Below are 10,087 nucleotides of genomic sequence, written 5' to 3'. Positions count from 1 at the left end.
TCGGCGGTGAACGGAATGAAGCAGCGGTTGGCATAGAAGAAGCGCGCATCATTGACGACAATCGGCGTCTTGCGGATCTTCAGCACGTAGTCGATGGCCTTGGCCAGAGTCTCGTCCGACGTCTCCTTGCCGCGGATGATTTCGACCAGCATCATCTTGTCCACCGGCGAGAAGAAGTGGATGCCTATGAATTTCGAGGCATCGACCGAGGCCTTGGCCAGCAGCGAGATGGGGATGGTCGAGGTATTGGTGCCAAAGATCGCCGTTTCGGCCTTATCGCCCGTATAGAGCTGGGCCTCGGCGTCCTTGGTGACCTTTTCCTTCAGTTCGGTGTTTTCAAACACCGCCTCGACCACCAGATCGGAACCGGCAATCTGCGTGTAATCGGGCGTCGCCACGATCAGGTCGAGCAGGGCTTGGGCCTTTTCCTGAGTCATCTTGCCGCGCGATACGGCCTTTTTGACCAGACCTTCGCAATGCGCCTTGCCCTTGTCGGCGGCGGCCTGATCCCGGTCGATCAGGATGACGCGGATACCGGCCTGCGCCGACACATAGGCAATCCCCGCGCCCATCATGCCGGCGCCCAGAACGGCCACCTGCTTCGGGTCGGTCTTTTCCACGCCCGACGGGCGGCCGGAGCCCTTGCCCAGTTGCTGCATGGAGAAGAAGAAGGTGCGGATCATCGCCTTGGCCTGCGGGGTTTGCAGGGTGTTGACGAAGTAGCGGCTTTCGACCTTGATGGCGCTGTCGAACGGCAGTTGCAGGCCTTCATAGACGGCGCGCATCAGGTTCACCACGGCGGGATAGTTGCCATAGGACTGCTTGCGCAGCAGGGCATTGGCCATGATGAAGATTTGCGCACCCGCCGGATGGTAGGGGCCGCCGCCGGGGAGTTTGTAGTCCTTCTTATCCCACAGGGCGACGGGGTCTCCCTTGGTCTTGATCCAGGTTTTGGCCGCTTCGACCTCCTGACCGACCGGCACCACCTCGTGCACAATACCGGCGGACAGGGCGTCCTTCGGCTTGAAGCTCTTGCCTTCCGACATGGCCATCAGCGCCGCCTGTGCCCCGATCAGGCGCGTCAGACGCTGCGAACCACCACCGCCGGGGAAGAGGCCGATCTTGATTTCCGGCAGACCCACCTGCGTCTTGGGGCCGTCATTCAGCACGCGGTAATGACAGGCGAGCGCCAGTTCCAGACCGCCGCCCAGTGCCAGCCCGTTGAGCGCCACGGCTACCGGCTTGCCGCAGGTTTCCAGTTGGCGATAGACACGGTTCATCTCAAAGGCGGCGGCGAAACCGGCCTTCAGCGCGCCTTCGGGATCGTTGGGGTCCGATTTTGCTTCCCAGGCCCCGCCCAGCATTTCTTCAAGGTCGGCCCCGGCACAGAAGCCGGTCGTCTTGCCCGACGTGATCACCACGCCCTTGACCTCCGCGTCGGTCTTGGCGCGCTCGGCAATGGCCTGCAGGTCGGCCAGCGCCTGCTTGGTAAAGGTGTTCATCGTCTTGCCCGGCACGTCAAAGGTGCAGAGCAGGATGCCATCGGCGTCGAGTTCGGTTTTGAAGCATTCCATTGTGTTTTCTCCCTCGACTGTTCTTAAATCCGCTCGATGACCGTGGCCGTGGCCATGCCACCGCCGACGCACAGCGTGACCAGTGCCGTCCCCTTGCCCGTGCGCTCAAGCTCATCGAGCACGGTGCCGAGGATCATGGCACCCGTGGCCCCCAGCGGGTGGCCCATGGCGATGGCGCCGCCGCAGACATTGATCTTGTCATGCGGAATATCGAGCGCCTGCATGTAGCGCAGCACGACCGAGGCGAAGGCTTCGTTCAGTTCGTAGAGGTCGATATCCGACACGCTCATGCCGAGCTTTTTCAGCACCTTTTCCGTGGCGTAAGACGGACCGGTCAGCATGATCGACGGCTCGGAACCGATGGAAGCCATGCCCTTGATACGGGCGCGCGGCTTGAGCCCCGACAGGGCGGCGGCTTCGGCCGAACCGATCAGGACGGCGGCCGCGCCATCGACGATGGCCGACGAATTGCCCGGCGTATGCACGTGATTGACGCGCTCGATTTCGGGATAGCGCTGATTGATCACCGCATCGAAGGCCATTTCGCCCATCATGGCAAAGGACGGGTTGAGCCCGCCCAGCGTCTGCATATCGGTACTGGGGCGGATGGTTTCGTCGTGATCAAGGCGGGTGACGCCCATCTGATCCTTCACCGGCAGAATCGACTTTTTGAAGCGCCCTTCGGCCCAGGACTGCGCCGAACGCTTATGCGATTCGACGGCATAGGCATCGACGTCGGTGCGCGAGAAACCCCACTTGGTAGCGATCATATCGGCGGAAACGCCCTGCGGCACAAAATAGGTCGGGAAGGCTGCATTGACGTCGATGGCCCACGCCCCGCCGTCCGAGCCCATGGGCACGCGGCTCATGGCTTCGACGCCGCCGCCGATGGCCATGGTGGCCTCGCCGGAAATGACCTTACCGGCCGCAATATTGATGGCCTCAAGGCCCGACGCGCAGAAGCGGTTGACCTGAATGCCGCCGGTCGTTTCCGCATAGCCGGCCGCCAGCACCGCCGCGCGGGCGATATCGCCGCCCTGCTCGCCCACCGGGGTGACGCAGCCAAAGGCCACGTCATCGACCAGTGCCGTATCGAGGCCGTTGCGGTCCTTCAGACCCTTCAGCACCTGCCGCGACAGGTCGAGCGCCGTGATTTCGTGCAGGCTGCCGTCCTTCTTGCCTTTGCCGCGCGGCGTGCGCACCGCATCGTAAATATAGGCGCCTGGGCTTAAGCTGGCCATTGCCATCCTCCTGAGATTATTGGTTGGTGCTTACTTGCGCCCGCTTTACGCGAACGTCAAGATAGACGTAAGGTAACATTCGCGGCACTTTTTCGCAGCTCACTGATTTGCAACGGTATTATTCCGGATCAGGCCAATCGTGCGACCCTTCGGTGCAGACGGCTTATTTATCATACAAACTTGACGCCTTGCGCAACCTTCTATAGTCCGACAAAAGAAAGGCCTGATAAAAACCGGAGGACGCCCATGACCGATACGATAATCCGCCGCTCAAAGCCGGGAGCCGCTCTGGGCGAGGGCCTGTTGTGGTCGCGGCGTGACGGGTGCGTCTATTGGGTGGATATTCTGGGCAATCGCCTGCACGCCTTCTATCTGGCCGACGGGTCGCAAAAGACCTGGTACTTCCCGGATCATATCGGCTGGGTCATCGAGCGGGAAAAGGGCGGTTTTATCGCCGGGCTGATGAGTGGCTTCCACGAGCTTTCGCTTGAGCCCTTTATCCTCAAGCATATCGCCAATCCCTTCACGCATGAGCCGGGCAATCGCCTCAACGATGCCAAGGCCGACGATCAGGGCCGCATCTGGGCAGGGTCGATGCACAAGCCGCAGGAAAAGAAATCCGGCGCCCTGTATCGCCTGAATACCGACCTCAGCCACATCGAGGTGGACGGCCCGTATCAGGTGGCCAATGGCCCTACCTTCTCACCCGATCACGGCAAAATCTATCACACGGACTCAGGCGAAAACGACGTCTTCGTCTTCGACATCGTGGACGGCGAAGCGGTCAACAAGCGCCTGTTTGTGCACTTCCCCGACGACTGGGGTTCGCCCGACGGTATGACCACCGACGCGCAGGGCGGCATCTGGATCGCGCACTGGGGCGGCGGTAAGGTCAGCCGCTTTACGCCGGACGGCGCGCTCGATTTTTCCATCGCCCTGCCCGCGAAACAGATCACCAATGTCTGCTTCGCCGGTGAGGCGCTGGACCGCGTGTTTGTTACCTCCGCCGCCGTCGATCAGCCCGATGATCGTGAAGCCGGGACTTTGTTTGAAATCCCAAGTGAACTGCTGCGGGGCCATACCGGCCTTGAACCGCAAAAGTTCAGGGGGTAGGAACAGCCAGCCGCCACCTCCCTTCGCTATGCAGGGGAGGAGATTTCAGGAAAAGCCATGACCACACCTTCGCTGATCGCCGCCGACTGGGGCACCACCAATTTCCGCCTGTTCCTCTATGATGAGGCCGGTCAGGTCATCGCCCGCCACGCCGCCAATATCGGCCTGAAAAACCTCGGCGTCCTGAGCTTTGAACAAGCGCTCCTCAGCGTGCTGAAAGGCGATTTCGCCGGTCTGGAGCACCTGCCCTTCCTGCTATCCGGCATGGTCGGTTCGCGTCAGGGCTGGGTCGAAGCGCCCTATGCCGCCTGCCCGGCCAGCCTGCAAACCCTCGCCGACGGCCTCGTCAAGGCCCCGTCTGATCTGGACGTCGCCATCGTCCCCGGCCTGTTTGCCGAAAGCCCCGGCACGGGCCTGCTCAACGTCATGCGCGGCGAAGAAACCCAGATTTTCGGCATCCTTCAGTCCGATCCGTCAGACGGCTTCCTCGTCCTGCCCGGCACCCATTCCAAGTGGGCGCTGGTGCGCGGCGGCAAGGTCGAATCCTTCTCGACCCACATGACCGGCGAAATGTTCCAGGTCCTGAAGGCCCATTCGATCCTTGGCCTGCTGATGGAAAACAGCACCGACAACGAAGAGGTGTTCCTCAAAGGCGTTGAGCGCGGCATGTATAACCGCGCCTTCCTGTCGGTTATCTTCTCGGTGCGCACCGAAGCCCTGTTTAACCACATCGCGCCGGAGCATCTGGCGACCTATCTGTCGGGCATTCTGATCGGCGCGGAAATCGTCGCCGAACTGGAACGCCACGGCAAGAGCCCGGTGCGTCTGGTCGGCGACGGTGCGCTGGTCGATCTTTATGAAAAGGCGCTGGCCTTTGCCGGCTTTACCGATGTGACCCGCTTCGACGGCAATGCCGCCTCTGAATCAGGCCTTTGGGCGATTCACAAGCTCCGGAGTTCCAAATGACCCTTATCCAACGCTGGCAGGACACGCTGGCCACCCTGCCGCTGGTCGCCATTCTGCGCGGTCTCGGCCCCGATGAAGCGCTGGACGTCGGCGACGCCCTGATCAGCGCCGGTTTCAAGGTGGTCGAGGTGCCGCTCAACTCGCCGCAGCCCTTCGTCTCCATCGAAAAGCTGGCGGCGCATCTGGGCGACAAGGCCATTGTCGGCGCGGGCACGGTGCTCAAGCTCGACGACGTGCAAAAGCTGCACGATGTCGGCGGGCAGATCTGCATCTCGCCGAACACCAATCCCGAAGTCATCCGCTTTGCCAAGGCGCTGGGTCTGATCTCCTTCCCGGCCTTCTTCACCCCGACCGAGGCCTTTGCGGCCATTGATGCGGGTGCCGATGCGCTCAAGCTGTTCCCGGCCGAGCTGGCTGGCCCCAAGGGCCTCAAGGCCGTCAAGGCTGTGCTGCCGCGAAGCCTGCCCGTCTTCCCGGTCGGTGGCGTTGAGCCCGGCAATATGAAAGAGTTTGTGGCGGCCGGTGCCGCCGGCTTCGGCATCGGCTCCAGCGTCTATAAGCCCGGCGACACGCCGGAAATCGTCCACGCCAAGGCGACCGCCTTTGTGGACGCCTGGAACGCGCTCAAGGCCTAAACGGCTCAACCCTCTCCCATAAAGGAGAGGGTTTTTTCATGCCGCATCAAACGTCTGACGCGCTTCGGCAATGCGCGGGTGATTATCGACCGCCCACGCCACCAGTGCCCTGAGGGCGGGCATCAGCGACTCCCCCAGTGGCGTCAGGCGATATTCAACACTGGGCGGAACAGTGGCGAAGACGTGGCGGCTGATATAGCCGTCGCGTTGCAGATCACGCAGGGTCTGGGTCAACATGCGCTGCGAAATATCTGGCACGGCGCGCTTCAACTCCCCGAAGCGGTGCGGCTTGGTCGAGAGCACCAGCAGCATCAGGCTCGACCACTTGCCGCCGATATGATCCATCACATCGCGCACCGGACAGGTCGAAATATCGAACCCGGCATTGAGAACGGCCTCGGCAATGTCCGGCGTCTCGCCCTTGCTCAATGGTTCCCTTTTCATCCCTATCTCCCGAAATAGTGCCGTCTTTACAGGGGCACAAAACTTCCTATTTTGAACATGATCTCGTTTTGAGACTAATGCGAATTATATAAAGAAAGGACCATCCCATGTCCACTATCCTCGTTACCGGCGCTTCGGGCCAACTTGGTCAGCTTGTGCTGAAGGCGCTCGAAAACAGCCCGCACACCGTCATCGCCGCCTCACGCGATCCGTCGAAGCTGAACACACCGTTTGCCACCCGCACCGCCGATTTTGACCAGCCCGACACCCTCGTTGAGGCCTTCAGAGGCGTGGACCGCGTGCTGATCATCTCCACCGACGCCCTGGCCGTTTCGGGTCAGCGCCTGAAACAGCACACCGCCGCCATCGAGGCCGCCAAGGCCGCGGGCGTGCAGCACCTTGTCTATACCTCGCTGCCCAATGCCGAGCCGGGCAACAAGATCAGCTTTGCCCCCGACCATTACGGCACCGAACAGGCGATCAAGGCGTCAGGCATCGCTCATACGATCCTGCGCAACAACTGGTATGCCGAAAACCTGATGATGAGCCTGCCGCACGCGCTGGAAAGCGGTCAGTTCTATACCTCCGCCCCCGACGGCCGCGTGGCCTATGTGGCGCGCGAAGACGCGGCCCGCGCCGCAGCGGCCGCCCTCAGTGACGCCCCCGGCGGCACCTTTACCGTCACCGGCCCCGAAGCCCTCACCTATGGCGAGGTCGTGGCCATCGCCAATGACATCACCGGCAAGTCGGTGAACCTCATTCCGCTCACCGATGAGCAATTCGGCGGTGGGCTGAAAGCGGCGGGCCTGCCCGACTTTGTGGCCGATATGCTGACCTCGGCCGAAGCCGCCATCCGCGCCGGGCAACTCGACGGGGTGACGGATACGGTGCAAACCCTGACCGGTCAGGCTCCGAAGACGGTGCGTGAGGTGCTGACGGCGCTCCTCAAGGGGTAATCGCTCAACGGCGGCGGAGTAGCCTCCGCCGTCCCCACCGTCTATAAACGCCACCATGCTGATTCAACCCGTTCAAAACGCCGACCTGAGCGACCTGTCCAGACTGGGGCGCGAGACCTTTACCCATACCTTCGGCCACCTCTATCCGGCCGAAGACCTCGCGGCCTATCTCGACAAAACCTATGCCCCGCGAGTGCTGGGCGAGGAGACGCAAGGCAAGGATCAGTTCTGGCGGCTGGTGCGCAATAACCGGGGCCGGGCCATGGCCTATATTCAGGCCGGTCCCGTCGGCCTGCCGCACGCCGAAGCCGATCCGAACACGCAGGGCGAAATCAAGCGGCTCTATGTGCATCATGAGGCGCAGGGCTCAGGCCTCGGCAAGCAGTTGCTGGAGTTGGGGCTGGCTTTTCTCAAGGCGCGCTATGGCGATGCGCCGCAATGGATCGGTGTATGGAGCGAGAATTACCGCGCCCAGAGACTCTATGAAGGTTATGGGTTTACGCGCGTCGGCGATTACGGTTTCAAAGTCGGCGGCACCACCGATCTGGAGTTCATCCTGCGTCGATAAGATGGTTGCGCAGCGCCTGTAGCAGGACCGCGGCGTAGCCCTCCTTTTCCAGCGCCAGCAGGGCGTCAAGCGGCGTCAGCCACTCGGTTTCGTGATCCGTCTCGACCTTGGTTTCAGGCCGCTCCGCTACGATGTCGGCCAGATAGATGCGCGCATGGTTGGCGTAGGGCTTGCCGTCCGTATTTATGAAATACTGCAAGACCTCGCCCACAAAGGCCTCGACCGCGACCTCAAACCCCGCCTCTTCGCGGCATTCGCGGACGACGGCCTTTTCCGGTGTTTCGTCGCCTTCAATGCCACCGCCGGGCAGGTCCAGCTTACCGTCCTGCCGCATCAGGGCCAGACGCCCGTTACGCACAATCAGCGCATAGGCGGCGCTGCGGGCCAGATAGGTCAGACCGGCCACCTTCGTCCCGTAGGCATTGAGCGCGGGCAGCGGCATTACTTGTCGTCTTCGCCGCGCAGGGCCTTCCACGCATCGCCGCGACCGGCCACCACGTCTTCATAGGTCACCGCCGGATAGCCGAAGCCCATGGTCTTGGATTCCCGCCAGGCATCGAGCAGCACATCGCGCAGGTCCGAGGCCCCCTGCCCCAGACGGCCGACCATAAAGCCCTTGCCGCGCGCATCACCGTCATTGAAACCACCGGCCTTATACAGCTCATACAGTGGCGTCACGTATTTCCAGTTGCGTTCCAGCTTGGCATCGAAGCAGCGTTCCGCCGCAAGCGTGCAGGGCTCGCTGCCCGACATGGCGGCGCGCACGTCCTCGTTATTGATGTTGGCGCTGACGAAGGCACTTTCCAGCGGCCCGTGGATCGGCTCCAGCGTGAAGTTCTGCGGGTTAGGGTATTCCTTGCCCCAGCCATTATAATGGATCGACAGGTGCAGGGGCTGGGACGAGTCGCCGACATAGTGCGACAGGATGCCGATGTCGCGCAGCGTCAGGGCCTCACGACGACGGATTGCCTCTTTCAGCCACGCCTTGCGCTTGGGGTCGCTTTCGTGCGCCTCCATATAGGTCATGCCGCGCCAGTAGGCGAAGTCCTTGACCACCTGCTGCCAGGCATCGACCAGCGCGTAGTTGAGATAACCGGACTTCCACGGCATGACGTTCTTCGAGCGCAGCAGGGCGTCGAAGTCCGAACGCGACTGCGGCACCTCCTGAAGACGCACCCCGGCCAGAGTCTTGCCTTCATCATCCAGATCGATGAAGTGCGCCGAGTCACGCTCGAAATCGTGCACCTTGCCCGCGCCCTTCCAGGCATCGGGTTCGTTGGAATAGAAGCCGATATCGCCCACACCCTGAGCGCTGCGCAGAAACTCCGGCATATAGGCCGGGAGCGCGCGCGCCGCCTCTTCGCCGACGATGCGGTGGCCCGTCGGCCCCCACGCAAGGGCGGAACTGGCCGAAAACAGGGCCACACCGGTGATCAGCAGGGAACGAAGGGTCTTACGCATAGGGGCGAACCTTTGAGAACGGGTCATTTACCCTTTCGAATAGCCGATTTGCCCCGCTAACACCAGTGCGCCTTAGGCTACCAGCGTTATCCCTCCGGGGCCAGCGTGACCTCAAGGCCATTGAGATCGTCGCGCATCAGGATCTGGCACGACAGACGCGAATTGCGCTTTACGAGGAAGGCTTCGTCCAGCTTTTCCTCTTCCTCATCCGACTTTTCAATCAGCTTGGGCAGCCAGTCCGCGCCGACATAGACGTGGCAGGTGGCGCATTCCAGCGCACCGCCGCACTCCGCCTTGATCGGCAGGCCGTTGTCGCGGATGATCTCCATGATGCGCCAGCCCTCAATCGCCGGCAGGGTATGCTGCACGCCGTCGCGGTCCGTGCACAGGATATGGAGTTCATCGCTCATTGTGGGGCCTTTTCAGGGTTTTGTGGCGCATTTAACGGCCGAGCCCCGCCCCGACAAGCGATTTCAGCTCTTGAGACGGTTTAGCTCCAGTCCATGCAGATAGGCGGCCACATCCATCAGGGCGGCATCAAGCGCATCGCGCACCTTTTCCAGACGTCCCTGCGCCCCGCCCTCATCGCCGCGTTCGGCCGCTTCGGCCGCTGCTGACAAAGTGTTAGCCCCGATCCCGGCCGCCGCCCCTTTCAGCGTATGGGCGGCGTCGCGCCAGCCGGGATGACCGGCATCGAGCAGCGGCGCCCACAGTTCGGCCTGCTGCTGAAACAAACGCAGCACCTCTTCGATCACCGTGGCATCGTTTAGTGTGTAGGCCTCTAGGTGGGCGAAATCGACCGCGCCGGACAGGTCACGAAACGCCATGACATCCTCTCACTTTGCTGTAATGCGCGGCACAGTGAGGCGTTTTGCGGCAGCTGACAAGCCGTCAGGGCGGTGGATCAACCGGTAAACAGGCATAGAAAAAGGCCCCGGTCTCTCTCCCCGGAGCCTTTATACCCCAACGGTCAGAAAGGCTGTGCCCCGCCGCCCGATGCGATAAGGGCAGACTAGGGTTTGTGGGGATTCACAGATGAATCGAATTGTGATTCATACTGTTCATGGACCGCAATATTCTAACCGATGCCCAATGGGCGAAGATCGAACCGCATTGCTTGGGGAAACGC

12 protein-coding genes are annotated in these 10,087 nt (G+C 61.9%); 5 read left to right on the top strand and 7 right to left on the bottom strand.

All coding sequences use genetic code 11. From position 1 onward, the window contains the following. Together Q0072_RS07095 and Q0072_RS07090 are read right to left on the bottom strand one after the other, a co-directional pair. The coding region (locus tag Q0072_RS07095; RefSeq protein WP_298327701.1) for an FAD-dependent oxidoreductase at window positions 1-1,574 on the bottom strand (1,574 nt) is incomplete at its 3' end. Between the two features lie 23 nt (window positions 1,575-1,597). After that, on the bottom strand, window positions 1,598-2,815 hold the full coding sequence (locus Q0072_RS07090) for an acetyl-CoA C-acetyltransferase (protein ID WP_298327698.1): 1,218 nt from the start codon (window positions 2,813-2,815) through the stop codon (window positions 1,598-1,600). Window positions 2,816-3,061: 246 nt separating this feature from the next. On the opposite strand from Q0072_RS07090, the gene Q0072_RS07085 reads away from it, so the two are divergent. From Q0072_RS07085 to Q0072_RS07075, 3 genes are read left to right on the top strand one after another with little or no spacing between them, the layout of a single operon-like run. After that, a complete protein-coding gene (locus Q0072_RS07085) occupies window positions 3,062-3,928 on the top strand; it encodes an SMP-30/gluconolactonase/LRE family protein (protein WP_298327695.1) in 867 nt (288 codons plus the stop codon). Window positions 3,929-3,985: 57 nt separating this feature from the next. Next, on the top strand, window positions 3,986-4,894 hold the full coding sequence (locus Q0072_RS07080; protein WP_298327692.1) for a 2-dehydro-3-deoxygalactonokinase: 909 nt from the start codon (window positions 3,986-3,988) through the stop codon (window positions 4,892-4,894). After that, the gene (locus tag Q0072_RS07075) at window positions 4,891-5,529 is read left to right on the top strand and encodes a 2-dehydro-3-deoxy-6-phosphogalactonate aldolase (protein ID WP_298327689.1); all 639 of its coding nucleotides are present in this window, start codon (window positions 4,891-4,893) and stop codon (window positions 5,527-5,529) included. Before Q0072_RS07080 ends, Q0072_RS07075 begins: the two co-directional genes overlap by 4 nt. A 36-nt stretch (window positions 5,530-5,565) precedes the next feature. Here the strand turns inward: Q0072_RS07075 and Q0072_RS07070 are convergent, their stop codons facing one another. Continuing rightward, window positions 5,566-5,973 carry a helix-turn-helix domain-containing protein gene (locus Q0072_RS07070; protein ID WP_298327686.1) on the bottom strand — a complete coding sequence of 136 codons (408 nt, stop codon included), beginning with the start codon at window positions 5,971-5,973 and terminating at the stop codon, window positions 5,566-5,568. 107 nt (window positions 5,974-6,080) lie between these two features. On the opposite strand from Q0072_RS07070, the gene Q0072_RS07065 reads away from it, so the two are divergent. After that, window positions 6,081-6,929 (top strand): SDR family oxidoreductase, encoded by an 849-nt coding sequence (locus tag Q0072_RS07065; protein ID WP_298327683.1) that lies wholly within the window; start codon window positions 6,081-6,083, stop codon window positions 6,927-6,929. Window positions 6,930-6,984: 55 nt separating this feature from the next. After that, the gene (locus Q0072_RS07060; RefSeq protein ID WP_298327681.1) at window positions 6,985-7,497 is read left to right on the top strand and encodes an N-acetyltransferase; all 513 of its coding nucleotides are present in this window, start codon (window positions 6,985-6,987) and stop codon (window positions 7,495-7,497) included. On the opposite strand, the gene Q0072_RS07055 is transcribed toward Q0072_RS07060, so the two are convergent. From Q0072_RS07055 to Q0072_RS07040, 4 genes are all read right to left on the bottom strand, one after another. After that, the gene (locus Q0072_RS07055; RefSeq protein ID WP_298327678.1) at window positions 7,481-7,939 is read right to left on the bottom strand and encodes an NUDIX domain-containing protein; all 459 of its coding nucleotides are present in this window, start codon (window positions 7,937-7,939) and stop codon (window positions 7,481-7,483) included. The two genes, Q0072_RS07060 and Q0072_RS07055, sit on opposite strands and share 17 nt — an antisense overlap. Further along, entirely contained in the window at window positions 7,939-8,958 is a 1,020-nt protein-coding gene (locus Q0072_RS07050; RefSeq protein WP_298327675.1) for a hypothetical protein, read from the bottom strand. The genes Q0072_RS07055 and Q0072_RS07050 overlap by 1 nt, the downstream gene beginning before the upstream one ends. 86 nt (window positions 8,959-9,044) lie before the next feature. Next, window positions 9,045-9,368: a 2Fe-2S iron-sulfur cluster-binding protein gene (locus Q0072_RS07045; RefSeq protein ID WP_290798624.1), complete on the bottom strand. Its 324-nt coding sequence runs from the start codon at window positions 9,366-9,368 to the stop codon at window positions 9,045-9,047. A gap of 63 nt (window positions 9,369-9,431) precedes the next feature. Further along, window positions 9,432-9,785 (bottom strand): Hpt domain-containing protein, encoded by a 354-nt coding sequence (locus Q0072_RS07040; RefSeq protein WP_298327671.1) that lies wholly within the window; start codon window positions 9,783-9,785, stop codon window positions 9,432-9,434. Between the last annotated feature and the right edge of the window lie 302 nt (window positions 9,786-10,087).

Source organism: Asticcacaulis sp. (assembly GCF_027484505.1).
GTDB lineage: Bacteria > Pseudomonadota > Alphaproteobacteria > Caulobacterales > Caulobacteraceae > Asticcacaulis.
This window is presented reverse-complemented; position numbering and strand designations above follow the sequence as displayed.

Excerpts from the sequence above, each read along its gene's own strand:
- Q0072_RS07090 (WP_298327698.1), bottom strand. The coding sequence starts at position 2,815 with ATGGCCAGCTTAAGCCCAGGCGCCTATATTTACGATGCGGTGCGCACG.
- Q0072_RS07085 (WP_298327695.1), top strand. The coding sequence starts at position 3,062 with ATGACCGATACGATAATCCGCCGCTCAAAGCCGGGAGCCGCTCTGGGC.
- Q0072_RS07080 (WP_298327692.1), top strand. The coding sequence starts at position 3,986 with ATGACCACACCTTCGCTGATCGCCGCCGACTGGGGCACCACCAATTTC.
- Q0072_RS07075 (WP_298327689.1), top strand. The coding sequence starts at position 4,891 with ATGACCCTTATCCAACGCTGGCAGGACACGCTGGCCACCCTGCCGCTG.
- Q0072_RS07070 (WP_298327686.1), bottom strand. The coding sequence starts at position 5,973 with ATGAAAAGGGAACCATTGAGCAAGGGCGAGACGCCGGACATTGCCGAG.
- Q0072_RS07065 (WP_298327683.1), top strand. The coding sequence starts at position 6,081 with ATGTCCACTATCCTCGTTACCGGCGCTTCGGGCCAACTTGGTCAGCTT.
- Q0072_RS07060 (WP_298327681.1), top strand. The coding sequence starts at position 6,985 with ATGCTGATTCAACCCGTTCAAAACGCCGACCTGAGCGACCTGTCCAGA.
- Q0072_RS07055 (WP_298327678.1), bottom strand. The coding sequence starts at position 7,939 with ATGCCGCTGCCCGCGCTCAATGCCTACGGGACGAAGGTGGCCGGTCTG.
- Q0072_RS07050 (WP_298327675.1), bottom strand. The coding sequence starts at position 8,958 with ATGCGTAAGACCCTTCGTTCCCTGCTGATCACCGGTGTGGCCCTGTTT.
- Q0072_RS07045 (WP_290798624.1), bottom strand. The coding sequence starts at position 9,368 with ATGAGCGATGAACTCCATATCCTGTGCACGGACCGCGACGGCGTGCAG.
- Q0072_RS07040 (WP_298327671.1), bottom strand. The coding sequence starts at position 9,785 with ATGGCGTTTCGTGACCTGTCCGGCGCGGTCGATTTCGCCCACCTAGAG.